Annotated in this window: 27 protein-coding genes and 1 pseudogene; 19 read left to right on the plus strand and 9 right to left on the minus strand. The window is 39.8% G+C overall.

The annotated features are described in order from the left end of the window. Positions 1–344 precede the first annotated feature (344 nt). Together Xenpb_RS11530 and Xenpb_RS11535 are read left to right on the plus strand one after the other, a co-directional pair. Positions 345–632, plus strand: coding sequence for a hypothetical protein (locus Xenpb_RS11530; RefSeq protein WP_187654454.1), 288 nt, complete (start codon positions 345–347; stop codon positions 630–632). 290 nt (positions 633–922) lie between these two features. Beyond that, complete coding sequence (locus Xenpb_RS11535) at positions 923–1,207, plus strand: hypothetical protein (protein WP_187654455.1); 285 nt, start codon at positions 923–925, stop codon at positions 1,205–1,207. A 21-nt stretch (positions 1,208–1,228) separates the two neighbouring features. Here Xenpb_RS11535 and yafC read toward each other — a convergent pair whose 3' ends face one another. After that, positions 1,229–2,128, minus strand: a complete 900-nt coding sequence (gene yafC / locus Xenpb_RS11540) for a DNA-binding transcriptional regulator YafC (RefSeq protein ID WP_187654456.1) — start codon at positions 2,126–2,128, stop codon at positions 1,229–1,231. A 99-nt stretch (positions 2,129–2,227) separates the two neighbouring features. On the opposite strand from yafC, the gene Xenpb_RS11545 reads away from it, so the two are divergent. The 6 genes from Xenpb_RS11545 (at position 2,228) to Xenpb_RS11570 (ending at position 8,566) form a co-directional block, all read left to right on the plus strand. Continuing rightward, positions 2,228–2,812 (plus strand): NAD(P)H-dependent oxidoreductase, encoded by a 585-nt coding sequence (locus Xenpb_RS11545; RefSeq protein ID WP_187654457.1) that lies wholly within the window; start codon positions 2,228–2,230, stop codon positions 2,810–2,812. A gap of 586 nt (positions 2,813–3,398) precedes the next feature. Then, on the plus strand, positions 3,399–4,283 hold the full coding sequence (locus tag Xenpb_RS11550; RefSeq protein WP_187654458.1) for a 2-dehydro-3-deoxygalactonokinase: 885 nt from the start codon (positions 3,399–3,401) through the stop codon (positions 4,281–4,283). Continuing rightward, positions 4,267–4,884, plus strand: coding sequence for a 2-dehydro-3-deoxy-6-phosphogalactonate aldolase (locus Xenpb_RS11555; protein WP_187654459.1), 618 nt, complete (start codon positions 4,267–4,269; stop codon positions 4,882–4,884). Before Xenpb_RS11550 ends, Xenpb_RS11555 begins: the two co-directional genes overlap by 17 nt. Continuing rightward, positions 4,881–6,029, plus strand: a complete 1,149-nt coding sequence (dgoD, locus tag Xenpb_RS11560; RefSeq protein WP_187654460.1) for a galactonate dehydratase — start codon at positions 4,881–4,883, stop codon at positions 6,027–6,029. Before Xenpb_RS11555 ends, dgoD begins: the two co-directional genes overlap by 4 nt. 13 nt (positions 6,030–6,042) lie before the next feature. Further along, complete coding sequence (locus Xenpb_RS11565; RefSeq protein WP_368666819.1) at positions 6,043–7,359, plus strand: MFS transporter; 1,317 nt, start codon at positions 6,043–6,045, stop codon at positions 7,357–7,359. A 355-nt stretch (positions 7,360–7,714) separates the two neighbouring features. Then, entirely contained in the window at positions 7,715–8,566 is an 852-nt protein-coding gene (locus Xenpb_RS11570; RefSeq protein WP_187654462.1) for an alpha/beta fold hydrolase, read from the plus strand. 116 nt (positions 8,567–8,682) lie between these two features. Here the strand turns inward: Xenpb_RS11570 and Xenpb_RS11575 are convergent, their stop codons facing one another. After that, positions 8,683–9,786: an alkene reductase gene (locus tag Xenpb_RS11575; RefSeq protein ID WP_187654463.1), complete on the minus strand. Its 1,104-nt coding sequence runs from the start codon at positions 9,784–9,786 to the stop codon at positions 8,683–8,685. Positions 9,787–9,986: 200 nt separating this feature from the next. Between Xenpb_RS11575 and Xenpb_RS11580 the strand changes: the two genes are divergently transcribed. The 3 genes from Xenpb_RS11580 to Xenpb_RS11590 are packed head-to-tail and all read left to right on the plus strand — an operon-like array spanning position 9,987 to position 11,503. Then, positions 9,987–10,388: a GrpB family protein gene (locus Xenpb_RS11580; protein WP_255523120.1), complete on the plus strand. Its 402-nt coding sequence runs from the start codon at positions 9,987–9,989 to the stop codon at positions 10,386–10,388. Between the two features lie 39 nt (positions 10,389–10,427). Continuing rightward, positions 10,428–11,159, plus strand: a complete 732-nt coding sequence (locus Xenpb_RS11585) for a hypothetical protein (protein WP_187654464.1) — start codon at positions 10,428–10,430, stop codon at positions 11,157–11,159. A gap of 20 nt (positions 11,160–11,179) precedes the next feature. After that, entirely contained in the window at positions 11,180–11,503 is a 324-nt protein-coding gene (locus tag Xenpb_RS11590) for a hypothetical protein (protein WP_187654465.1), read from the plus strand. Between the two features lie 12 nt (positions 11,504–11,515). On the opposite strand, the gene Xenpb_RS11595 is transcribed toward Xenpb_RS11590, so the two are convergent. The 4 genes from Xenpb_RS11595 to Xenpb_RS11610 form a co-directional block, all read right to left on the minus strand. Then, positions 11,516–12,301, minus strand: a complete 786-nt coding sequence (locus Xenpb_RS11595; RefSeq protein WP_255523121.1) for a DUF4225 domain-containing protein — start codon at positions 12,299–12,301, stop codon at positions 11,516–11,518. Between the two features lie 2 nt (positions 12,302–12,303). Continuing rightward, positions 12,304–12,783 carry an Hcp family type VI secretion system effector gene (locus Xenpb_RS11600; protein ID WP_187654466.1) on the minus strand — a complete coding sequence of 160 codons (480 nt, stop codon included), beginning with the start codon at positions 12,781–12,783 and terminating at the stop codon, positions 12,304–12,306. 322 nt (positions 12,784–13,105) lie between these two features. Beyond that, complete coding sequence (locus Xenpb_RS11605; protein ID WP_255523122.1) at positions 13,106–13,285, minus strand: hypothetical protein; 180 nt, start codon at positions 13,283–13,285, stop codon at positions 13,106–13,108. 283 nt (positions 13,286–13,568) lie between these two features. Then, positions 13,569–14,900, minus strand: coding sequence for an aspartate aminotransferase family protein (locus Xenpb_RS11610; RefSeq protein WP_187654467.1), 1,332 nt, complete (start codon positions 14,898–14,900; stop codon positions 13,569–13,571). Positions 14,901–15,003: 103 nt separating this feature from the next. On the opposite strand from Xenpb_RS11610, the gene Xenpb_RS20310 reads away from it, so the two are divergent. The 6 genes from Xenpb_RS20310 to Xenpb_RS11635 all read left to right on the plus strand — a co-directional run bounded on the left by Xenpb_RS20310 (position 15,004) and on the right by Xenpb_RS11635 (position 20,155). Continuing rightward, complete coding sequence (locus Xenpb_RS20310) at positions 15,004–15,183, plus strand: LysR family transcriptional regulator (protein ID WP_304952551.1); 180 nt, start codon at positions 15,004–15,006, stop codon at positions 15,181–15,183. Positions 15,184–15,317: 134 nt separating this feature from the next. After that, positions 15,318–15,656, plus strand: coding sequence for a hypothetical protein (locus Xenpb_RS20315; RefSeq protein ID WP_304952552.1), 339 nt, complete (start codon positions 15,318–15,320; stop codon positions 15,654–15,656). A gap of 261 nt (positions 15,657–15,917) precedes the next feature. Beyond that, the gene (locus Xenpb_RS11620; RefSeq protein WP_187654468.1) at positions 15,918–16,895 is read left to right on the plus strand and encodes a hypothetical protein; all 978 of its coding nucleotides are present in this window, start codon (positions 15,918–15,920) and stop codon (positions 16,893–16,895) included. A 111-nt stretch (positions 16,896–17,006) separates the two neighbouring features. Further along, the gene (locus Xenpb_RS11625; protein ID WP_187654469.1) at positions 17,007–17,411 is read left to right on the plus strand and encodes a hypothetical protein; all 405 of its coding nucleotides are present in this window, start codon (positions 17,007–17,009) and stop codon (positions 17,409–17,411) included. 184 nt (positions 17,412–17,595) lie between these two features. Continuing rightward, a complete protein-coding gene (locus Xenpb_RS11630) occupies positions 17,596–18,024 on the plus strand; it encodes a DUF2946 domain-containing protein (protein WP_255523123.1) in 429 nt (142 codons plus the stop codon). Positions 18,025–18,145: 121 nt separating this feature from the next. Continuing rightward, complete coding sequence (locus tag Xenpb_RS11635; protein WP_187654470.1) at positions 18,146–20,155, plus strand: TonB-dependent copper receptor; 2,010 nt, start codon at positions 18,146–18,148, stop codon at positions 20,153–20,155. A 142-nt stretch (positions 20,156–20,297) separates the two neighbouring features. Here the strand turns inward: Xenpb_RS11635 and Xenpb_RS11640 are convergent, their stop codons facing one another. Next, on the minus strand, positions 20,298–20,789 hold the full coding sequence (locus Xenpb_RS11640) for a MarR family winged helix-turn-helix transcriptional regulator (protein ID WP_187654471.1): 492 nt from the start codon (positions 20,787–20,789) through the stop codon (positions 20,298–20,300). A 175-nt stretch (positions 20,790–20,964) separates the two neighbouring features. Here Xenpb_RS11640 and Xenpb_RS11645 point away from each other — a divergent pair, with 175 nt between their 5' ends. Together Xenpb_RS11645 and Xenpb_RS11650 are read left to right on the plus strand one after the other, a co-directional pair. Next, a complete protein-coding gene (locus tag Xenpb_RS11645; protein WP_187654472.1) occupies positions 20,965–21,858 on the plus strand; it encodes an EamA family transporter in 894 nt (297 codons plus the stop codon). A gap of 22 nt (positions 21,859–21,880) precedes the next feature. Further along, positions 21,881–22,477 (plus strand): NADPH-dependent FMN reductase, encoded by a 597-nt coding sequence (locus Xenpb_RS11650; RefSeq protein WP_187654473.1) that lies wholly within the window; start codon positions 21,881–21,883, stop codon positions 22,475–22,477. Between the two features lie 270 nt (positions 22,478–22,747). Here the strand turns inward: Xenpb_RS11650 and Xenpb_RS11655 are convergent. Together Xenpb_RS11655 and Xenpb_RS11660 are read right to left on the minus strand one after the other, a co-directional pair. Continuing rightward, positions 22,748–23,361, minus strand: a pseudogene (locus tag Xenpb_RS11655) (pyridoxamine 5'-phosphate oxidase family protein). An 81-nt stretch (positions 23,362–23,442) separates the two neighbouring features. Continuing rightward, positions 23,443–23,841 carry a GNAT family N-acetyltransferase gene (locus Xenpb_RS11660; protein ID WP_222942956.1) on the minus strand — a complete coding sequence of 133 codons (399 nt, stop codon included), beginning with the start codon at positions 23,839–23,841 and terminating at the stop codon, positions 23,443–23,445. Positions 23,842–23,847 lie beyond the last annotated feature (6 nt).

Genomic DNA, 23,847 nt, shown 5'->3' on the forward strand with positions numbered 1-23,847 from the left:
CACTTTAATATCTACATTCATCTTTATTAAAATATCTGGTTTTTGACACCATTAAGGAATTAATAATTAAATCACCTAAAATCAATGTTGTTATGGTTCATTACGTTTCAATTATAAATAAATTATTTTCTTTGTGTAAATAATAGCAGGGTTGTCATTGGTCATAAATTATGATAGTAAAGATTATATTTATAAACCAGAATATAAAAACATAGTCAGTTTCTAAATTTTAAAATTGTAATATCGTCAGATGATGATTTAGATTTAGTGTGCAATATTAAATGCAACTTTATAAGTAATCTTTTTAAATTTAAAATTCAAGATAATATTACAGGAGAGTGTTTATGTTCAAGAAATTATTAAAAGCTGGGGCATTAGCAGCAGCATTAATCGGAGGGATTGGGACTGCATCGGCTGGAATTTGTAATTCTGACAAACCCTCTTATATGAATGAGGGTAAATATTATAGATATGTCATTAATCCTTATGATAATTTTGCTAATGTATTTACTATATATGAGCCTACTATTGGAAAAACGATTACATGGTATTTTAAAGAGCGTATTGGAAAATGTGAATTTCATACCGGACGTAACGCTTTTCAAGCTTATTATGAAGGTAGAGAAAGTTAAAGTTCTACCAAAAATCCTCTAATTAGAAGCTTTCGGGATACTGATAAACCTCGTTGAAAATAACGGGGTTTTTGTGTAATAATATCCCTTATTTTTTCTTATTAACCTGTTTTAACGGCCTGTTATAACACTAGCTAAGTTTCCAATCTAAAATAAAGATATAATCAATTTTAAAATTGTAACATTATCTGGTAATGATTTAGATTTAACTTGTGCCACTACAACTACATATATTTTATAAGTAATACATTTAATCCGAAAGTTATAAAACTATTGAATGGACATTTTCTATGTTTAAGAAATTATTAACAGTTGGAACATTATTAGCAGGTATTACATTAACCGGAGGAGTTGGGGCTACATCGGAAAGCGTAACTATCCCTTGGCACAATTGCTCTTCTTCTCCTGAAGAATATAACAATGGCCTATATACTAAATATCTTGTTAAAGAGGGTATTGTTTTTCTTGATGTGCGTAATGAAAATGGAATTAGATGGTATTTAAAAGGCTTTAAAAAATTATACGGCTGTGGAATGAATGTTTATGTTGCTAAATATGAAGGTAGAAAATCATAGAAAAATTCTACCCAAATTATTTCAGCTCCTTCGGGAGCTGTTTACATATTCACTCAAAAAGTCGATAAATGCCCTGATTCGGGGACTTACAGCCTGGTCGCTGTAGTAAACAGCATTAAGTGGCATCGCGACAGGTAAACGTTTTTCAGCCAGTAGTTCAACAAGTACACCGCTGGCAATCTCCTTATCAATCATATAATCAGACAAACACGCGATACCATTACCCGTCACACATAGTTGTTTAAGAGTTTCACCACTGTTGGAAGAATGCCCCATTGTTATTTCATATGGCTGTCCGTCCTGACTGGCTATCGGCCATGTATTGAGTGATGGCGGTTCGGTAAAACCAAGACAAATATGGTCTTCCAGATCCTCAACGCATTGCGGTATACCATATTTTTTCAGATATTCAGGAGAGGCGACGATTTTCCGGTAGCTGGTAAAGAGCGGACGGGCTCTCAGACTGGAGTCGGTTAAGGTACCCACTCGAATGGCAATATCCACTTTGCGCTCAATTAGATTGATATAAGTTTCTGACGAAATCAGCGATAGCGTCATTTCTGGGTAACGTTCGTGAAAAGGTTTAATCAGCGGTACCAGTAAATGTAATACGACAGGTGTTGCAGCATCTATGCGCAATAAACCCTGCGGTGTATGTTTAGATTCCATGAGTTCGGTTTCAGCGGCCGCCATTTCTTGTAATACATGTTGGACTCGGCGGAAATAGCGTTCGCCTTCCTCGGTCAGGCTGAGTTGACGTGTTGTACGATTGAGCAGACTCACACCCAATTTATTTTCAAGTTTTTTTATCGAGCGGCTCACGGCGGAATTTGCCAATTGCAGATGTTCCGCTGCACGACTGAAATTCCCACATTCCACTACTGTTACAAAGATCGTCAACTCTTCTGAACTTGCCTTCATTATTGCTATTCCTGCAAAAGTCTATTGAGATTTTGAATATTTTACTGCTCCATCGCTCAACTTATCATGATTACGCGATAAATTAATCTAGGGAAAATTATGAGCAACATTTTGATTATCAATGGTGCGAAAAAATTCGCTCATTCTAATGGTCAGTTGAATGACACCCTGACCGAGGTCGCAGATAATTTCCTGCGCGACACCGGACATGATGTCAAAATAGTGCGCGCAGACAGCCAATATGACGGAAAAACAGAAGTACAGAAAATTCTGTGGGCTGACGTCGTTATCTGGCAAATGCCGGGTTGGTGGATGGGAGCTCCGTGGACGGTAAAAAAGTATATGGACGACATTTTCACTGAAGGTCACGGTTTCTTGTACGCCAATGACGGGCGAACCCGTTCTGACGCCAGTAAAAAATATGGCTCCGGCGGCCTGCTTCAAGGCAAGAAATATATGCTATCACTAACATGGAACGCGCCGCTGGTAGCATTCACTGATGAAAATCAATTCTTTCATGGTGTGGGGGTAGATGGTGTCTATTTACCATTCCATAAAGCAAATCAATTTCTGGGTATGGAAGCTTTGCCAACGTTTATCGCCGACGATGTGATTAAAATACCCGACGTTCCACGTTATATCGAAGAATATCGTATGCACCTAACTCACATCAACATAAGTTAAATATGGTCTATAGCCCGTTTATTCTGGCTATCAACTCACCTAAAGAATTGGCGCGGCTTTCATCACGGTTAACTGGCAAGCTATGGATGAATTCCGTGCCCTTTTCCATCAGTGAAAAAAGTAGATATTTAACTTTCTAATACCGAGCGAACTTCGTGATTTTGAAATGTTTTCATAAGATTGCTACCTTATCCGTTATTTTGTGCAGAAACATCATCTTCCATAAGAATTCATTTTTATTAAAAAAATCAGGAACCCTGATGATTATGTGAAGATGATCACCAAAGTACAGCCCTGAACACATTTTGTATTTTTTGTGATCTATATTGTAGTACGGTTATTTTTTCTGGCGTTACTATACAAACTTCACTCATTGCAGTAATCAAACAAGGGATCAGTCTAGTTCTGATACTCATTGCAGTACATCAACATCCAGATAATTCCACTGATTTCAATTAACCGGTTAGCCATCAATATACAGACAAGTTCCTGAATGATATTGCGAAAATATCAAATTCCATACATACAACATGCTGTATTTGAATGAACTTGGTTGGATGATGAGGTTAAGACTTAAGGCAATCACATGACGCACCGCTACATCGCTATAGACTGGGGTTCCACCAATCTTCGCGCCTGGCTCTTCGAGAATGACGTTTGTCTGGATGAGCGCCAGTCCGAGATGGGAGTTACAAAACTGCAAGTAAAGTCCCCTAAGGCGGTGTTAGCAGAAATAACCAGCGGTTGGTTTGATACCAATACACCCATAATTATGGCTGGAATGATAGGCAGTAATGCAGGCTGGAAAGTTGCGCCTTACCTTCCCTGCCCTGTTGCATTCTCAGCAATTGGCCAGAAATTAATGCCAGTTGCTGAGAATGTCTGGATTATTCCCGGTCTGTGTATTGAAAATATCAATAACGTCAATGTAATACGCGGGGAAGAGACTCAACTTATCGGAGCTTCCTGTCTTGCGCCTTCCTCTTTGTATGTGATGCCGGGAACCCATTGCAAATGGGTGATGGCAGACCAAGACTGTATTCTGGATTTCAGAACAGCGATAACTGGCGAATTACATCACATTCTGTTAGCACATTCTCTGATCGGCCTTGGCTTGCCTGAGCAACAAGCAGATACCGCCACGTTTGAAGCTGGTTTACAGCATGGTATCGAAAATCCTGCGTTGTTACCGCAACTCTTTGAGGTACGTGCGGCCCATGTTTTAAAGATCCGGCCTGCCAAATTTATTAGTGAGTTTCTATCTGGATTGCTTATAGGCAATGAAGTTATCAATCTGACGAAACAGATTGTCCGTGATACAAAACGCCCTATTACTCTTGTCGCTACCCCTAAATTAGCCGCACGTTATCAGGCAGCATTTCATTATCTTCAGCTACCGACTCAGTGCATTGAAGGTGATGCTGCATTTCTCGCAGGTATAAGGAGAATTACACATGCACTGGCAAACTAATCTCCCTCTTATTGCAATTTTGCGTGGTATCACACCGTCGGAAATAGCTTCTCATATTGATGAATTGCTTGAATCCGGGTTTGATTCGATTGAAATTCCACTTAATTCACCTGATTGGGAAAGCAGTATTACCACAGCGGTAAAGGCTTATGGTGACCATGCCCTGATTGGAGCGGGTACAGTACTGAAACCTGAACAGGTAGAACAACTTGCTGATATGGGCAGCAAACTCATTGTTACCCCGAATACACAACCTGCTGTTATTCATCGGGCGTTGGATTTCGGCATGACGGTGTGTGCAGGTTGTACTACGGCGACAGAAGCCTTCAACGCACTTGATGCAGGAGCACAATCATTAAAAATTTTCCCTTCCTCAGCATTAGGTCCTGACTATGTCAAAGCGCTGAAAGCAGTGTTGCCCACCGATGTTCCGGTGTTTGCAGTCGGCGGTATCACACCAGAGAATCTGGGGAGTTGGTTAACAGCAGGTTGCGTGGGAGCCGGGTTGGGTAGTGATTTATATCGGGCCGGTCAACCTGTCAGCCGGACAAAAGAGAAAGCGGTTGCGTTTGTTAAAGCATACCAAGAGGCATTGCAATGAAAATAACAAAATTGACAACCTATCGTTTACCGCCGCGCTGGGTGTTCCTGAAAATTGAGACCGATGAGGAAATTATCGGTTGGGGTGAACCGGTGATTGAAGGACGTGCCCGTACTGTCGAAGCCGCAGTTCATGAGTTAGGTGAATATCTTATTGGTCGGGATCCATCCAGAATCAACGACTTATGGCAGGTGATGTATCGTGGTGGTTTCTACCGGGGAGGCCCGATACTGATGAGTGCCATCGCCGGGATTGACCAAGCTCTCTGGGATATCAAAGGAAAAGTATTAAATGCCCCAGTCTGGCAGCTACTGGGGGGATTAGTGCGGGACAGAATCAAGATTTATAGCTGGGTTGGCGGAGATCGCCCTGCCGATGTTATCGCGGGAATTGAAAGTCTACGCAAAATTGGTTTTGACACATTTAAACTAAATGGTTGTGAAGAACTGGGAATTATAGATGATTCACGCAAAGTAGACGCAGCAGTCAACACCGTTGCGCAGATCCGTGAAGCTTTCGGTAATGAAATTGAATTTGGGCTGGATTTCCATGGCCGCGTCAGCGCACCAATGGCTAAAGTCATGATCCATGAACTGGAACCTTACCGTCCGCTCTTTATTGAAGAACCTGTGCTCACTGAACAGGCTGAATACTATCCGCGTTTAGCCGCTCAGACACATATTCCGATTGCTGCCGGAGAACGTATGTTCTCACGCTTTGAGTTTAAACGTATTCTGGAAGCGGGTGGTGTATCTATTCTGCAACCTGATCTCTCTCATGCCGGCGGTATCACAGAATGTTATAAAATTGCCTCCATGGCAGAAACTTATGATGTGGGTCTGGCACCGCATTGTCCGCTTGGCCCGATTGCTCTGGCTGCGTGTCTCCATATTGATTTTGTCTCCCATAATACGGTTTTTCAGGAACAGAGTATGGGTATTCACTACAATCAAGGTGCTGAACTCTTAGACTTTATTAAAAATAAAGACGATTTCGATATGACCGGAGGTTATTTCTACCCGTTGATGAAACCGGGACTGGGAGTTGAAATCGACGAAGAACAGGTTATCCACCGTAGCCAAAGCGCCATTGACTGGCGTAATCCGTTGTGGCGTTATGCCGATGGTTCCGTTGCTGAGTGGTAGTGCCTGAATATACATGCCTAAATTTGGAGATGACTGTATGGACATTTCTATTAAGACGGCAAAACCTACACGCCGTCGTTACTTAACTTTATTGATGATTTTTGTCACCGTGGTCATTTGTTATGTTGACAGAGCCAACCTTGCTGTAGCCTCCGCACATATTCAGGAGGAATTTGGTATCAGCAAAACACAGATGGGGTATATTTTCTCCGCATTTGCCTGGTCGTATACCTTTTGTCAGATTCTGGGGGGATGGTTTTTAGACCGCATAGGTTCACGAATTACCTACTTCATTGCTATTTTAGGTTGGTCAGTAGCGACTTTATTGCAAGGATTCGCGACAGGGCTACTATCCTTAATTGGTCTGCGGGTATTGACCGGTATTTTCGAAGCCCCCTCATTCCCCACTAATAACCGCATCGTCACGAGCTGGTTTCCGGAACATGAACGTGCTTCTGCTGTTGGTTTTTATACCTCCGGTCAGTTTATTGGTCTGGCTTTTCTAACACCGATACTGATTTGGATTCAGGAAATATTAAGTTGGCACTGGGTGTTTTTCATTACCGGGTGTATTGGGGTCATCTGGTCATTTGTCTGGATCAAAGTTTATCAGCCACCGCGTAAGAGCAAAGGCACTAACAAACTTGAACTCGACTATATCCGTAATGGTGGCGGGCTGGTGGATGGTGATGCGCCTGCTGAGAAAAAAGACCGAATATCTCTGACTAAAAAAGATTGGAAATTGATTTTTCATCGTAAATTAGTGGGAGTTTATCTCGGCCAATTCGCTGTAGCATCAACCTTGTGGTTCTTTTTAACCTGGTTTCCCAATTACCTGACGCAAGAAAAGGGAATCACCGCACTGACAGCCGGATTTATGACAACTGTTCCTTTCTTAGCTGCTTTCGCCGGCGTGCTTTTATCGGGTTGGGTTGCTGACAAACTCGTGAAAAAAGGCTACTCACTCGGCGTTGCACGTAAGACGCCCATTATCTGTGGATTACTGATTTCTACCTGTATTATGGGAGCCAATTACACCAATGAACCTATATTAATTATGGCATTGATGGCATTGGCATTTTTCGGTAATGGCTTTGCTTCAATAACTTGGTCACTGGTTTCATCATTGGCTCCTATGCGCTTAATCGGCTTAACCGGAGGGGTGTTCAACTTTGTCGGCGGATTAGGTGGTATTACCGTACCATTGGTAGTTGGCTATCTGGCTCAGAACTATGGTTTTGCTCCGGCGTTGGTTTATATCTCGGTTATTGCACTTATCAGCGCATTTTCTTATATTTTTTTGGTCGGTGATGTGAAACGTGTAGGTTAATGATCCTTATGGTGCTGTCAGGCGTTCGGGTTACATTAGTCATTCAGGCATACGGGAACCTCTACGCGGGAAAAGGTGTTATCTCAGGTAGCAAAGGATCATGACATTGTAGCCGCAGCCCATATATCTTTCCCGGGATTCTGGCATGTAATAAAAGAAAATAATGGTTATCGCTGGCTTCCCGTTATCTATACTACTCGCATTCACAAATAAGTATCTCGCCGTAGTTATTGATGGAAAGACAAATAATGATTCTGATTCGTTGACGTCGTTCACCTTTTATAACAACTAAATCTTAACTTCACTGAGTTGATGTGAAGTGATTTTTTGCAATTGTAAAAAGGTAATTATATAAATGAATAAAATACATACTATTCAATCCGGGGACTTTTCACTAAAGGTCATTGAACAAGGTGTGGGAGAAACCCTTCTTATCATTGGCAGTGCTGATTACTATCAACGGGTCATGCCTGAATCTTTTTTTGGTCATTATCATTGTGTGTTTGTCGATCATCGCGGGTTTGCAGTCTGTCACCGAAGAGTTGATGAGTCTGATGTTTCTCTGGCACAAATTACCCAAGATATTGAGCGGGTTTGTTGTGAACTTAATATCGGGCCGTGTTGGATATTAGGCCATTCCGGCCATGCTTATATGGCACTGGATTTTACGGCGAACAACAGTGATCGTATCAGAGGAACCATACTGGTGGGTGCTCCGCCCTGTTTATCCAAGACCATGCAAGCGTTACAGTTCGCCAGATGGGAAGCTGACGCGGATGAAAATAGGAAACAAATTTTCAACAACAATATTATTCACCTGGAATCTGATATTCAGCATGATCCTGAACGCAAATTTGTTCATCTTTGCTGTCGATTAAGCGCAATGCGCTGGTTTGATGCAAACTTCAATGAAAGGTTTCTATGGAATGATGTTCCCACTCACACAGCTATATTTGATAAATTGTGGGGAAATGTATTTGCCGAAATTAATATCTTGGATTACACAACCAAAATTGCCTCTCCTGTGTTAATTATTTCAGGCTCACATGATTTTAGTATTGCTCCACCAGCCGCATGGCTTGATATTCATCCAATGTTTGAAAACGTGGAACATGTTTTGATCAATAACAGTGGTCATACTCCAATGCTGGAACAACCTGAAGCATTTGACAAAGCTCTACAACAATTTCTGAAAAGAAATCTATAAGTTATTTAAACAGTAAAATGTATGCCAATCTGCTTTGTGGATTGGCATTATTCTTCATTCCACCAGCAAATAGCGGCTTTACTGGGTTGGGCCAGTTAAACCGCTATGACAATCGATTAAGCATTCGCTTTCGGCCAGTCAGTATACCCCTTTGCCCCATTACCATAATGGGTATCATAAGTTGCCTCCGCTAATTCAAGGCCGAAGCGTAAACGCTCCACCAAATCAGGATTGGCAATAAATGGGCGTCCGAATGCCACTGCGTCAACTTTACCTTCCTCACGACGGGAAATCGCCAGTTCAAGATCATAGTTATTATTGCCAATATAAGCGCCGTCGAACAAAGACCGTAGTGCATCAAGATCAACATCTTTAGGAACGTCGCGGTTTTTTTGGGTTGTACCCTCAACAAAATGGAGATAAGCCAGTTTGAACTTATTTAGTTGCTGAATCAGATAGCCATAAGTTGCCATCACATCGCTATCAAGTGGAGTGTTGCCTACTTCTGTTGTGACAGGAGACAATCTAATGCCCACTCGACCACCATCCCAAACACCAGTTACAGCTTCGACAACTTCCAAAATCAGTCTGGCTCGATTTTCGATTGAGCCACCATATTGATCGGTGCGATGGTTAGTTGAATCACGTAAGAATTGTTCCAGCAGGTAATTGTTAGCAGAATGGATTTCTATACCATCGAACCCTGCACGTTTAGCGCATTCAGCAGCATGTCTATATTGTTCGACGATATCAGGAATTTCTTCGGTTCTCAGGGCACGCGGCATAGAGGCTTCCGCAATGCCATTGTTAGTGTAAACATTACCATCTGCTTTAATGGCGGATGGTGCTACCGGCGCATCTTTGTTTGGTTGAAGATCAACGTGTGAACAACGGCCAACGTGCCATAATTGAACTACAATCTTACCGCCGACAACGTGAATGGCATCTGTGATTTTTTTCCACCCTGCTATCTGATCTTCTGTCCAAATACCGGGGGTCATGGCATAACCCCGCCCTTGCGCTGAGATATTGGTTGCTTCTGAAATAATTAAACCAGCGCTTGTGCGCTGAACATAATATGTGACATTAAGATCGGTTGGGATGCCCTCTTCATTTGTGCGACCACGTGTTAAAGGCGCCATAATAATACGGTTAGCAAGTTCAATTGCTCCCAATTTGATTGGGGAAAAAAGATCTGTGCGAATACTATTGTCAGTCATAAAATTTCCTTTTTTAGGAATCAACATCGTTTATAAAAAATTCGACTTTAAATAATTTCTCTAGTGGAAATTATTTAACTTGGAAATAGTTGTCATTTTATATTTAATAACTCAACATTTGAGTTATGTTAAATTACGTATATTCTAATCTAACTAAGATATTGCACTATAGCTTGTTCGATTTATAACCGGGGCCGCATATGTCAGAACAACTCATGTCTCTAAAGCCACTTATTATGACTTTTTGTGAAGGTGATCCAAATGAAAATCCTTGGGTTAGTGGTAATAAGCAGACACCAGAACCCATTGTTATCGTTCCCTACTCTACTGAATGGGAGAACATTTACAATGAAGAAAGAAACAAAATCCAGCGACAATTGAAAGATAAGGTCATCAATATTGCACATATTGGTTCTACCGCAGTGCCCGGCTTACCCGCAAAACCTGTCATTGATATCGATCTCATCGTTGCAGATCCTGCGCAAGAAAAAAATTATATCCCTGAGCTTGAAAAATTAGGTTATGTGTTAAGGATAAGAGAACCGTCTTGGTATCAACATAGGGTGTTGAGTTTTATCCCGAATCAGACTTACACTGTTTAAGCCAGAACGGGGTTTTAGTCGGTAACCACAGAGGCAGATATGAAAAAAGAATTAACAGAGTTTGAAAAGATTTCCGGTTATCTCTTAGTGCTGGAAGAACAGCAAGAGGTTGTCACTGGCTTGCTGACTGCGGCAGGCAAGAATCAAGGCACTGTCGCTGATATCATCATGAGATTTGAAAGCGCCATCAGTCTGGCGATAGGTGAATTAAAACAGAAGCTGGCTGAACTGGATCATATCGAGGAACAAAAAGTGCATATGAAGCAGGTTCTATCAGAGCTGAAAGAGATTGAGTGCCGAATTGCCCATTCGATAGATGCGAGCGCCGCCCAGTTCAGGGAACTGGCCAGAACCGTCCCTGCTGAAATAGAGCAAAATATTCTGACCACTATCCAACAAACGGATATTGTGGGTGCTGTCCGGCAGAGAATGGACGCGCAAATGGAAGCTATTGCTATACACGTTGATAACTTATCAATTACGGTTAAAGGCTTTATAGGAGATATTCAGACTGCAAAAAATGACTATCAGTCGGCAAAAAATGATTTAGAGGAAAAATATTATAAACTTACAAATTATTTTTGGTGGATTTTCGCAGGAAACATACTGGCAGTACTTGTAGTAATCGCATTAAGTGTAAAATTATTCTTTGGTTCAGCTATTGATAACAATTATAATACTGTCTTTGCTACTTATAAAAAAGTTGAACAATTAGAAGGAAAATTAAATTTAATTAAAACTGATTATGAAAAATTGAAAAACAGAAAATAAACAAAAATGGAGTATTTAAAATGGTTTCTAAAAATATAGAAGAATTAATGAAAAAAAGTGGCTTTACTTTAAATGACATAAAGTTATTAAAAACCATAAACAAGAGAAGTGGCACTACACTATTAGATGAAATAATGAATCTGGAAAATAGATTTTATAGACTCATGTTTATTCTTCCTTTGGCGTTTATGGTGTTGGCGTTCTTTTTTTTAATGGCAGGGGAAGCTAATTTTAAAGGATTCTTTATAGCTATTGTTATTTTAATGCCTCTTGCTATATTTATAACTTCTTTCAGATTAGCTTATAAGTCGTTTATATTTATGCGAAAATACAAACGACTGTAAATATTACTCTCATTATTCAATCGGGGTGTTATATGCGTCATAGAGTGATTTTAATGTTACTCCATCTGCTGATATTTCAAATGATAAAGCATAACCCCCCATAGCTTTATAGCTGGTTACATAATCGTCATTTATATAACGAAATAATCTCCATGCCTCAGGCTTTAATACATTTCTAAATACGCCGTATCCAGAAAGAGCTATGTCTACACCACCATAAACTAAATTTGCCGTTCTTTTATCTAACCCGATAAAATTAAAAGCATGTTCATAGCCTAATTTCAAATAACCTTTATAATCGGCATCATTATTAAGCAATGATGTTAAGTTTTCTTCAAAATTCCCTGCACCATGAATAATGAGCGCCGAACCTGCTACATAGCCAACCACCGTTTGACTTGTTGTGGTTACAATACCAAGACCTGTGATAAACTGTACTGCTCCGGCGACTAAACCAATGCCTCTTAGAACATAAGTGTACGCGTCATTTTCTTTTTTTATTTCAATGGCTGCATATTTTTGGACTATATTATTTCTTATAATATTCTCTTGTTGAGATAAATATAACCGTTCTTGCTTTAAATTTTGTATCGCTTGTGATTTATCGGATTCAGGGGATGACTGGCTTAATATTATACCTAAATTGTAATCAGTGAGTTTTTTAATTTCATTTTGAAATTTTCTTTTAACTGAAAAATTTTCTAGAAATGTTGATACTGATAAGGCAGTTTCAGTTACACTTCGAGCAGTTAATGCTCCCATTGAAGAGAAATAGTCATTATTTCTATTTATGAACATGATTAATAAACCCTATCTTCCCAGAAGCTATAACCACTAGTGCCAGCCAAGTGATGTTGCCATGTTATACTTTTATATTTAAATGATACACTCTCTAATGGTTGTGCATCGTTGTGAGTTGATGAGTTCGGACAAAGAATGTCAATATTGCAAATTGTCGCACCTATAACCTTGATTGAAAAATAAAGAGATAACCCGCCACTGTTATCTGTCCTGTACATGTTAAATATACATTCCAATTCTTCATTGTTTGATATTGCCACTCCTAGTAATGGGGTTGATTTATCTATTGGTTTTTTTATGTTAATAGGGAAATGGTTTACATTCTGCTCTCTAGATAAAGATGAATTTAATTCGTAAATATAAATTTCGTTTTCATGACCGATCTGATAAATATTTCCTATGGAATCCTCTGATGAACACCCAGATGATATTAACCCTTGTTTATTACCTTTTATTGTTAAATAAATAATGTTAGCCATTGTATTTCCCTTAACTATATTTTTTTATTTGATGCAAAAATACAAAAAAGCATTTTATTTGTCAATGATATTGATCATTTTTTGAAAAAACGTGATCGTGTTTCTATTATGTTATATTGCGTCAATGAAATTTTATTTTCAACCACCCGCTATGCGGGTGGTTTTATGTTTAAGACGCTAACGCATCTTAAACTGGCTAAAGCCATAGTAAGTATCCCCCGGCATAGCCGGGAGGTTTTTCATATGCGCCTATAAGGCTCTCTTGCCAGCCGCGCCCTAACAGGCGCATCGCAATATGAATATGACATTTGCATTCTATTGATTACTTACGGCCCGTAAACGGTATACAAAAACGGTATACAAGAAAACCGACTTGAGTCGGTGTCACATGTAATTGTGCTTCCAGTTGTGGTAATAATCCAATAACAGCTACTTCTGTCGTAATAACACCAAAGACCGCGATGGATAATGTCAACAATAGCAGAGAGTTTTTATTTTCCATAATGAGAATATATTGAGAATTTGTTTTTAACAGGTAGGCAAAATGATGGCAAATCCTCTATAAAAACAGAAGGATACTTTCGTCTATTGTCTGTAGACATAACTTCTTCAATGATTTTTTCTCAATGGAATTAAAGCCGCGATAATGCGGCTTTGATTTCTGCTCTATCGAAAATATAACAAGTTGTTGCTGTTTTTATACCTTTGGCAACTAATTCAACCAGTTCATCGTGCATAGCGGAAGAATCACCAAATACCCAACGCCCGGCTTTTGGGTACTTCCTTTATTTAATTTGGTGCAAAACATCACCCACAACATCGAATAAACGATGAATATCGTCCATTTTGGCATTGAACATTGGGCCAAACTGTAATGTGTCACCACCAAAGCGAACATAAAAGCCTGCTTTCCATAATGCAATACCTGCCTCAAAAGGCCGGATAACCGCATCACCCTCCCGTGGAGCAATTTGAATTGCGCCCACCAGCCCACAGTTACGAATGTCTACGATATTTGGGCAGTGTTTAAGCTCATGTAATGCTTGTCCGAAATGTGGGGCCAATTCGGCAGCTTGTTGCAATAAGTTCTCTTTTTCCAACAGTTCTAATGATGCCAAACTTGCTGCACAAGCAACGGGATGGGCCGAATAGGTATAACCGTGGCTGAACTCAATCATATAACTGGGTAGAGACTGTGACATAAAGGTATCGTAGATCTCGCTGGATGCCACAACACCACCCAAGGGAATGGCGCCGTTGGAAACTTGTTTCGCGAAATTGAGAATATCCGGCGTTACACCGAAATATTCGGAGCCACTCCAACTTCCCAAACGCCCGAAGCCGGTAATCACTTCATCAAAAATTAACAGGATATCGTGTTGAGTACAGATTTCCCGCAGACGTTGTAAATAACCTTGTGGCGGAATAATCGCTCCGGCAGATCCGGCAATCGGTTCGACGATAACGGCGGCAATATTACTGGCATCATGTAATTCAATCAGTTTTAGCAATTCATCGGCCAGTTCAGGGCCACCAGTCGATGGCATTCCTTTGGTAAAGGCCATATTGGGCTGTAATGTATGTGGTAGATGGTCTACATCCATAAACTGACCAAACATCTTGCGGTTGCCACCAATACCACCAAGGCTGGTACCCGCGATATTTACACCATGATAGCCTCGTGCCCTTCCAATCAGTTTAGTTTTGGAAGATTGCCCTTTGATGCGCCAGTAAGCACGCGCTATTTTTACTGCGGTATCGGCAGCTTCTGAGCCTGAACTGGTAAAAAAGACATGATTTAAATCACCGGGCATAAGACCGGCAATTTTATCTGCCAGCTTAAATGACAAAGGGTGACCATATTGGAATCCGGGAGAGTAATCCAACGTACCTAATTGTTCAGAAACAGCCTGACGGATTTCAGTGCGTGAATGACCTGCCCCACATGTCCATAATCCTGATAAGCTGTCATAGATACGTCTGCCTTGATCATCGACCAACCAGTTTCCCTCTGCTGAGACAATTAAACGTGGATCTTGTTGAAAATGACGATTAGCACTGAATGGCATCCAATGAGCTTTAAAGTTCAGTGTTTGAAAATAATTGCTATCTGACATTTTTTAACTCCTCGCGCAAAGTTGTAACAAAGAGTTTGCAATGAAACTACATTCAAGTTAAATCTCATTTATCGAATCATTCGTTATGAGTTTACTTACGTAAATGAAACTAATAACGCTTAGGCAAGTATCTGATTTTGATTTGAAATTATTGCGTGTTTTTAAGATTGCCGCAGAATGTGGCAGTTTTTCCGCAGCCGAAAGTTTGCTCGGAATTACACGATCAGCAATTAGCTTACATATAGGGGACTTGGAAAAACGTTTAGGCATGCGATTATGTTAGCGAGGTCGTGCCGGATTCTCTTTAACGGATGAGGGCCAAGAAACTCTGCGGGCCAGTGAAACGATGATGGCATCCATTGAAGAATTCCGCCAGCATGTGAATCAAATGCATAAACAGTTACGCGGGAAAATATTATGTTTTCAAACATAGATAGTTTTGATTATAGCAAGTTAAATCAACTGGATGCAGTTATTCCCAGCTATCGAATAAGTACAGAAGCGATGAGTCATCATAAGTTGCTGAACAGCGCGGCGACGGCGTCTGATCGTGAAGGTATCGCGTTTTTAATCTTAACTGGTAAGTTTGTTGGTTTTCTTCCAGATCATTACGCCCATTTTTGGGTGGAAAAAAATTTAATGAAAGCATTAGCGCCAGAGCAAATTTATTATGACTCTAAAATTTCAATAGTGACACGTAAGGGCAAACGAAATAATGCAATTCTTGGTTTGTTTTTGAATGAATTAAAGAATTAATAATTTAGTTAAGTTAATAATATTTTTCAGGTATTAAATATTATCATCCTCTATTTATAGTTGAATGAATTTAATTTCACAAAGTTACACAGTAATCAAAAATAATTATTTTATTTAACCTGGTAATTAAATCAAGAACATCATTAAATGAACCAGATTAATCCAAATATATATATCAATGTTACTTGCAAGTATGATAGGATAATTCTTTACATAAAATTCATAGGAATTAAATAGTCAAAATTAAACAGGGTGAATGTTATGAATAAGAAAATTCACTTAAGATATTTGTTTTTCATATTATTAGTTGGCTTGTTTTTTATCTCCAAAGGTTCTTATGTCTATGCTAATGAAATAGTTAAGTACAGAGCTATTACAACCCAATTTGGTGGTGAGCGTATGTATAATCCTGTAGAAGCCTATAATGGGAGGATTATTTATAGTGTACCCTCTGGAAGTGCTGTGGTTCGTGTTGAATTTGATGAAGCCACTCATCTGATTGATTATTCAGATCAAATTGATTTAGCTGTGGATTTTTGGAGAACATTTATCCGTAACGTGTATCCTCAGTTAGATATTAGGCGTGTCCGTCCAGGAGAACAAGCAAACTTTTTTATCGGGCATTCTTCATCACTAAATATGATAGCCGGAAGAGCCGGTACTGAACCTGCAATATCCTATATTCCACAGACTGAAAATATAAATTCCATTGTTTTCGATAATTATGGTCTTGTTAACCAATACGGTATATATATTGATAATTACCTCGTTGAAATGAATGAAGACAGGATGGAACTTATAATGAGAACATTTAGAGATACTCATAACCGTGGAGAAGCGGTAAGAAGATATATGTATATATTACTAATTAGACATTTTGGATATGCCCTTGGCTTTGTTCCTGATAACTCAGAGATTAGGTTATTTGGTAATAATATACCTTGGTATTCTCCAGAGATTTATTACATATCATTGAATGATAGCTTAACCCCCAGACTTATGTATAGAAACAATACATTTGACTATATTGAAGATTTAGTGCAATTTAATGATGAAGAAGATGCTTTTAGTATACATGACATACAAATTTCACCTCAAGAAGAAATAGTAGCCAGAATGTGCCTGAGTAGTGAAGAAATTGCAGAGCAACCTGAAGTAATTAAAGAACTATATCAGATGTGTAATTCACCAAAAATAACTTATCCATTAGTTGCAAGAATAATGGCTATTTTTAACTAAAAAACCAATGGAATAATTAAAAAAATAAAGTATTAAAACATGAATTTTATAAAACCTGTTAATTAGCTTCCATCTAATAATGAAAGATAATAAATTCAAAGGAGTTATGAAATGAAAATAAATTCACGCATAATAAAAATAGGTTACTTAATTTCATTATTGTTTTTATTTGTTTCACCAACAGTACATGCGTGGTCTTGGGATGATCTTAAGTGCAAAACCGTAGGCACTTATACAGGATATATCACTGGAGTAGCCATAGGCTATTATCATGATAGTGACAAAGATGACCACATTGCATTGGTATTTCGATCTGAAAAAGAACAAGAAAAGCCAGGAAGAATTGTACTGACCGATGTAAGGTATTCTGAACCTGCCGGCCCTGCTTTCTTCTCTATAGCACAAACAGCTATGCTAACAGGACAAAAATTAGACATGTGGTGCAATGGAACTTGGATTAATGGAATATGGCTTGGGGAAGGTGCCGGTGGAACTCTGCCGTATGGTTTACCATGATGTTGATTCTATAAGACATTGATCCTATAACCCCAGATTAAGTAATTATTACTCTGGGGTTATAATTAATTATTTAATACAACCAACTCACACTAACATACTAATCCAAAAAATATTTTAACAACTCAATCAAAAATGCAGTAATATTGGCGCCCAATCATGGATATTGCTCTGGATCATTAGCTTGTTATCGCTTTTTCATCTATCACAACGCCGAACACCTGCCTTTATCGCCTTATTGGCGATTTTGATGCTGTTCATCGCGCCAGTGGTATCAAAAACGCTGGAGCACCATCGTGATGATATAAAAAGCGAAATGAACCACAGCATGTCTATGCCTGACATGCAAAACAGCCACAACAGCAGTTATCATCAAACATCACACTCCATGAATCATCATGGTGCTGATCATATCCATATGGGATTGATGGATGATATCGCTTGTGGTTACTGTCAGCTTCTGATTAACCTGCCATTATTGGCAGGGGGTTTTATTCCTTTCATCCTGCTGATGCTAACCGTATCCCGTGCGCCACCAGCACCACGCTTCACTGGACCAATCATCCGGTTATTCTACGGAGAATCACAACCCCGCGCTCCACCCCTTAATTAGTCCACTTAATTGAAATAAAAAATTTTATTTTTCTTGCTTTGTTTTGTTTGTAAGGCAATTCGGTATTGTTTTAAACAAATTCCAAAAACAGAATTTGTGACTAATTAAGGAATATTTTTTTATGTCTACTACACAATTGTTCCGTATATCACCTCTGACAACCGCTTTGGCTATTGCCCTCGCCCTACCAATCAGTGGCATGGCTGCCAGCGAAAATTACGCCAAAGAGATAAAAGAAACGCATGATGTTAATGATAGAGAGTCTGTCATCATCGTAACGGCTCCGGCTATTTCCCCGCTTGAAGTGGCGACTTCACTCAAAACACCGCGTCAGCCAGTCCCTGCCAGTGATGGTTCTGATTATCTGAAAACCATTCCCGGTTTTTCTCAGATCCGTAATGGCGGCACTAACGGCGATCCTGTATTCCGTGGCATGTTTGGTTCTCGTTTGCGAATGCTGATTGATGACGGCGAAATTCTCGGCTCCTGTGGCGGACGTATGGATGCACCCAGTTCTTATATTTCACCGGAAAACTATGATGTTCTCAGTTTAGTGAAAGGTCCACAAACTGTACTTTGGGGACCGGGTAACTCTGCGGGCACTATTCGTTTTGAACGTACCCGCCCTCAATTTGAACAATTTGGTACCCAAGGTAATATCAGTACCGTTGTCGGTTCCAATGGGCGTTGGGATGGTAATGCCGACCTCAGTTTAGGGAATGAACGGGGTTATATCCGTATGATTGGTAATAAATCCCGCTCTAATGACTACAAAGACGGTGATGGTCATCGCGTACCTTCACGTTGGGATAAATGGAATGCCGATGTCGCATTAGGTTGGACGCCAGATGAAAATACCTTGCTGGAATTAAATGCTGGACAAGGTGATGGCGAAGCGCGCTATGCCACTCGTATGATGGATGGCTCCCAATTTAAGCGTAAAAGTTTTGGGGTACGTTTTGAGAAATCCAATATTGGTGAAGTATTTGACAAATTCGAAACTAATTTTTATTACAACTACACCGACCATGTGATGGATACTTATTCCCTACGCCATTCAGAACATAAAATGGCTTCAGAGCCAGATCGCCTTACGATGGGCGGCCGCATGATAGGAACCTGGATTTGGGAAGATTTCAAATTGCAAAGCGGCGTAGATATGCAAACGAACACGCATCGGACTAATACCGATCGCGCTATGAAAGAAGAGGAAAGAATCGGCTGGCGTAAAAACGCGCGTTTCAGCGATTATGGCATTTTCAGTGAATTAACGTGGGATGCGACTGAGCAAAGTAAGGTTATTGGCGGAGCACGTTTAGATCGTGTTGCGGCATATAATTATAAGGCTCAACAAGAACGCAAAGATACCCTTCCCGCTGGATTTATTCGGTTTGAGCATAACCTGAAAGATGTTCCCGTCATGTTTTATGCTGGCGTTGGTTATACCGAACGTTTCCCTGATTACTGGGAGTTGTTTTCTGGCAAAGCCGGAGAAGATGCTTTCACTAATATCAAGGCCGAAAAAACAACCCAATTGGATATCGGTGCGCAATATAATGATCAATACCTGAAAGGTTGGGTATCGGCTTATGTGGGTAAAGTGAATGACTTTATCTTGTTCCGTTATGGCGAGAAGAATCGTAATAACCAAGCCCATAATATCGATGCCACTATTATGGGTGGAGAAATGGGAGTTGCTTATCAGTTGAACGACCATTGGAAAACGGATGCAAGCTTAGCGTATTCCTGGGCACAAAATACGACAAATAATCGTCCTCTGCCACAAACTCCACCTTTGGAAGCGCGATTCGGTCTGACTTGGGAACATGGGGATTGGACTAGCAGTAGTTTGCTGCGTTTGGTTAACAGCCAGCACAGGGTCGCCATCAATGAAGGTAACGTTGTAGGCAAAGATTTTAATAGCAGTAAAGGGTTTGCTATTTTGTCTGCCAATGCTGCCTATAAAGTGACTAAAAATATTCAGGTCAGCGCTGGCGTTGACAACATTTTCAATAAAACTTATAGCGAACATCTTAACTTAGCGGGAAATAGCGGTTTTGGTTATTCAAGTAATACGCAAGTCAACGATCCGGGACGGACTTATTGGGCAAGAGTTAACGTTAAATTCTAATATCTTCTCTTAATTAACCTTATTCCGCCCTGAAATCAGTCAGGGCGAACTCCTTCCAGAATGGCTTTAACGAAAGATATTTCTTTTTGTGAAAAAAATTATATCTTTCAATAAAGCTACTTTTTCAGCCTGTCAGAAAGCATCAATTAGCAGATTCATTAGCCAGCAACCAATCGCGTAATAACGTCGCAAGCTGCTCTTGTTGAGTTTCTGTCAATGATTCAAGAATGTTTTTTTGATTCTCTAAATGACTTTCTACCGCTTTATCTATCAATGCCTTTCCTTCCGGTGTCAGGGAAATCTTGCAACTACGCCGATCTTCTTCATTGGCAATACGCACAATCAACCCTCTTTGCACCATATGTTCAATGCGGGTACTCATTGCTCCAGAAGTGAGCATAACGGATTGATACATTTCTGTCGGTGTCATTGGCATGTTATTACGACGGAGAGTCGCAAGGATATCAAACTCAATAGCACTAAGGCCGTGTTCTTTGAAAGCATGTTGCAAGCGTTGCTCAATGATTTTGTTTACGCGACATAATCTTCCAATGACGCCCATTGATGATGAATCAAGGTCTGGACGCTGCTGCTCCCACTGTATCAGTAATCGGTCAACGTGATCATATTTCATGCTTTTTATCCTGTTTATTTTTTTCAACAAAAAGATACTTGATAAAAATCGTTTAGGCTATTATTTTAATTTATCTTTATTTAAAGATACTTTTATTGATGATAAATTCGTGTTGGTAAACAGAGAAAGAGTGTTACACAGGATGAAAATATGAATAAATCAGAAGGAAATTCCTATGTTAGACATTAGAGTCGTTCGGAACATTTTGCTGACTGCATTGGCGCCAATTGTTTGGGGAAGTACCTACATCATCACAACGGAAGTACTACCACCCAATATGCCTTTGTTGGCTTCTACCGTCAGGGCGTTACCGGCTGGTATCTTATTGCTGCTGATTTGCCGTACCTTCCCTAAAGGAATCTGGTGGTTACGTATCGCAGTACTGGGGTTACTCAATATCGGTGCTTTTTTCTATTTTCTCTTTGTTGCGGCTGAATATCTCCCCGGCGGAACGGCGGCACTAATCATGGCTTGCCAACCCGTTATTGTGATCCTATTAAGTGCTTATTTGTTAAAAACTTCTCTGACAATAAAACACATTATTTCTGCAATATTAGGCGTGATTGGGATCAGCTTATTAGTATTGAACTCCACCATTAGCCTAAATTGGCAAGGAGTGACTGCGGGCTTTGCAGGATGTAGCTGCATGGCGTTAGGAGTTGTATTGACTAAATATTGGAATCGCCCCACCAACTTATCGTTACTCAGTTTCACTGGCTGGCAATTAACGTTTGGGGGGGTAATATTATTACCCATCGCTGTCTTTATAGAAGGCTTGCCACACAATCTCACTATAACAAACCTGCTCGGCTACAGTTATTTGTGCCTGATTGGTGCTGTTTTCTCTTATATCGTTTGGTTTCGAGGAATTGAAAAATTACCTGTCGTAACCATCTCTTTCCTAGGGTTCCTCAGTGCATTGTCCGCCTGTTCTTTGGGCTATTTGTTTCTAAAACAAACATTTTCCTTGCCACAAATGCTTGGAGCATACACCATCATTATTTCTGTCTGGCTTTCGATCCCCCGGAGTCAGATAGAAAAAACCAATACCCTATTACTTAAGAAATAAACAAAAAATAACAGGAAAATAAATGAAACTGACTATCATTTCAGGCAGTCAACGCCCAGATTCCCGTAGCCAACGTGTGGCTCGTTATTTGCAGAAATTAAGTAGTGAACATGGTTTTACTGAGATACAGAACCTTGATCTCTCCAATGTAGAATTACCATTACACGATGGTTTTACGACGGATATATCGGCTGAATCTCACCCCTGGCAAGCAATTGCACGGCATTTAAGAGATAGCGAGGTATTCATCTTTGTTACTCCAGAATGGCATGGAATGGCCACTCCGGCATTGAAAAACTTTTTATTACATTGTTCGCTGGCCGAATTGGGTCATAAGCCAGCATTATTGGCCAGTGTATCAGGTGGAGTTAATGGCGTTTATCCCCTCTGTGAATTACGTATGACCGGTTTTAAAAATAACCATGTGTGTTTCCTGCCTGATCATTTGATTTTCCGTCAGGGTGAAAATTTGATTTCAAACGATCTGACTTGCAGCGATGTAGCCTTTGAAAGTCGTGCTAACTATACTCTGAAGTTGCTTAAATCTTATGCTAAGGCGCTTAAGCAAGTGCGTGAAGATATAGGCAAAGAAAGTAAAAATTATCAGTATGGTATGTAGATAAACGATATCCTTTCTTGATAGGTAGATAAACCTCGGCTCAGATTTTTGAGCCGGGAATAGAGGCATTAAGCAACAATTTTATATTGATCTCAAACAACCCCACCAGCAATCCCCCTTCTATTCATAATAATTCCTGTATAAAAATACAGTATACCGTATTTTTGGCATTTTTGTTTAATAACAAAGCATAAGTTGGTTAAATAAAATTCAATTAGATTAAAGTGCCAGCATTTCAGAAATGCGCGATAAGCAAGTTGGGCATTCTAGTTAGTACAAAGTATCTTTAAGCCTCTGTGGTAATTTCTCATCATAATCAGCGCCACAAAGTCACCTTTGCTGATTTCTTTGAGAATATTACCGGCACTGGGTAAAGTGCTACGTTCAAGTTGGGTAGAAACATCCCATAAACCAGAGCGTAAAATTGCTCTGGCACACTGGAAAAAGACGGCATCTACAGTAATACGTAATACAGAACAAGGCAGCATGTTACGATAGGAAAAACGTTCTAACATCTCCGGATTAATAACAATTTCCGCCCTGCCATTGACTCGTAATGTTTCACCGATTCCCGGAATAAGGAACAATAATGCGACATGATTATCGTGCAAAATATTACGTAAACTATCAATACGGTTATTGCCTCTTCTATCGGGTAATAGCAACGTTTTTTCATCTTCAATGTGAATAAATCCGGCCTGATCGCCACGGGGAGATACATCCATTCCCTCTGGGCCAACAGTTGCTAATGTGACAAAAGGCGAGGCTTCAATAAAAGGACGATATACAGGGTGAATATAGTTCACTTCTTTAAAAACAGAAGCAGCCGCAGGTTTTCTGTAAATTTGTTCTAGTGTGGCGATATCAGTAACAATTTTGTTCATTGATTGTTATTCCCTCTATATTCGTTGTCTTTCAAATTACAAAATTTAACGCGTAATTTGTTAATGGTATGTGTTTTTTATTTACCTCTTTAAACACATAAAATATTCTTGACACCCTGTATTTGCATCTATTTCTTCGCTGACAACATAAAATCCTTGCGACAAATAGAAATTATAGCTGGCTTGGTTCTGCTGATAGACCGATAACGTAAGTTCGTTTCTTCGTTTTTTAGCATCATCAATTAACGTTTTGCCAATTCCTTGCCCTTGCTTATCTGGCGATACAAAAATAGCCGCCAATTCATTACCGTGAAGTGCATAAAAAGCAATGACGTTAGAATCCTGTACATAGACGTGTACTTCTGATGCTGGAATATAAATATTTCTCATGTTTTTTACTTGAGATTGCCAAAAATCAGCCGCTACAAAATCGTGAGCTTTCATTGAAGCTTCTAACCAAATGGACAAAACTGCATCCATATCTGC

Origin of the sequence: Xenorhabdus sp. PB62.4 (assembly GCF_014467285.1) — a bacterium.
GTDB lineage: Bacteria > Pseudomonadota > Gammaproteobacteria > Enterobacterales > Enterobacteriaceae > Xenorhabdus.

Excerpts from the sequence above, each read along its gene's own strand:
- Xenpb_RS11530 (WP_187654454.1), top strand. The coding sequence starts at position 345 with ATGTTCAAGAAATTATTAAAAGCTGGGGCATTAGCAGCAGCATTAATC.
- Xenpb_RS11535 (WP_187654455.1), top strand. The coding sequence starts at position 923 with ATGTTTAAGAAATTATTAACAGTTGGAACATTATTAGCAGGTATTACA.
- yafC (WP_187654456.1), bottom strand. The coding sequence starts at position 2,128 with ATGAAGGCAAGTTCAGAAGAGTTGACGATCTTTGTAACAGTAGTGGAA.
- Xenpb_RS11545 (WP_187654457.1), top strand. The coding sequence starts at position 2,228 with ATGAGCAACATTTTGATTATCAATGGTGCGAAAAAATTCGCTCATTCT.
- Xenpb_RS11550 (WP_187654458.1), top strand. The coding sequence starts at position 3,399 with ATGACGCACCGCTACATCGCTATAGACTGGGGTTCCACCAATCTTCGC.
- Xenpb_RS11555 (WP_187654459.1), top strand. The coding sequence starts at position 4,267 with ATGCACTGGCAAACTAATCTCCCTCTTATTGCAATTTTGCGTGGTATC.
- dgoD (WP_187654460.1), top strand. The coding sequence starts at position 4,881 with ATGAAAATAACAAAATTGACAACCTATCGTTTACCGCCGCGCTGGGTG.
- Xenpb_RS11565 (WP_368666819.1), top strand. The coding sequence starts at position 6,043 with ATGCCTAAATTTGGAGATGACTGTATGGACATTTCTATTAAGACGGCA.
- Xenpb_RS11570 (WP_187654462.1), top strand. The coding sequence starts at position 7,715 with ATGAATAAAATACATACTATTCAATCCGGGGACTTTTCACTAAAGGTC.
- Xenpb_RS11575 (WP_187654463.1), bottom strand. The coding sequence starts at position 9,786 with ATGACTGACAATAGTATTCGCACAGATCTTTTTTCCCCAATCAAATTG.
- Xenpb_RS11580 (WP_255523120.1), top strand. The coding sequence starts at position 9,987 with ATGTCAGAACAACTCATGTCTCTAAAGCCACTTATTATGACTTTTTGT.
- Xenpb_RS11585 (WP_187654464.1), top strand. The coding sequence starts at position 10,428 with ATGAAAAAAGAATTAACAGAGTTTGAAAAGATTTCCGGTTATCTCTTA.
- Xenpb_RS11590 (WP_187654465.1), top strand. The coding sequence starts at position 11,180 with ATGGTTTCTAAAAATATAGAAGAATTAATGAAAAAAAGTGGCTTTACT.
- Xenpb_RS11595 (WP_255523121.1), bottom strand. The coding sequence starts at position 12,301 with ATGTTCATAAATAGAAATAATGACTATTTCTCTTCAATGGGAGCATTA.
- Xenpb_RS11600 (WP_187654466.1), bottom strand. The coding sequence starts at position 12,783 with ATGGCTAACATTATTTATTTAACAATAAAAGGTAATAAACAAGGGTTA.
- Xenpb_RS11605 (WP_255523122.1), bottom strand. The coding sequence starts at position 13,285 with ATGGAAAATAAAAACTCTCTGCTATTGTTGACATTATCCATCGCGGTC.
- Xenpb_RS11610 (WP_187654467.1), bottom strand. The coding sequence starts at position 14,900 with ATGTCAGATAGCAATTATTTTCAAACACTGAACTTTAAAGCTCATTGG.
- Xenpb_RS20310 (WP_304952551.1), top strand. The coding sequence starts at position 15,004 with ATGAAACTAATAACGCTTAGGCAAGTATCTGATTTTGATTTGAAATTA.
- Xenpb_RS20315 (WP_304952552.1), top strand. The coding sequence starts at position 15,318 with ATGTTTTCAAACATAGATAGTTTTGATTATAGCAAGTTAAATCAACTG.
- Xenpb_RS11620 (WP_187654468.1), top strand. The coding sequence starts at position 15,918 with ATGAATAAGAAAATTCACTTAAGATATTTGTTTTTCATATTATTAGTT.
- Xenpb_RS11625 (WP_187654469.1), top strand. The coding sequence starts at position 17,007 with ATGAAAATAAATTCACGCATAATAAAAATAGGTTACTTAATTTCATTA.
- Xenpb_RS11635 (WP_187654470.1), top strand. The coding sequence starts at position 18,146 with ATGTCTACTACACAATTGTTCCGTATATCACCTCTGACAACCGCTTTG.
- Xenpb_RS11640 (WP_187654471.1), bottom strand. The coding sequence starts at position 20,789 with ATGAAATATGATCACGTTGACCGATTACTGATACAGTGGGAGCAGCAG.
- Xenpb_RS11645 (WP_187654472.1), top strand. The coding sequence starts at position 20,965 with ATGTTAGACATTAGAGTCGTTCGGAACATTTTGCTGACTGCATTGGCG.
- Xenpb_RS11650 (WP_187654473.1), top strand. The coding sequence starts at position 21,881 with ATGAAACTGACTATCATTTCAGGCAGTCAACGCCCAGATTCCCGTAGC.
- Xenpb_RS11660 (WP_222942956.1), bottom strand. The coding sequence starts at position 23,841 with ATGGATGCAGTTTTGTCCATTTGGTTAGAAGCTTCAATGAAAGCTCAC.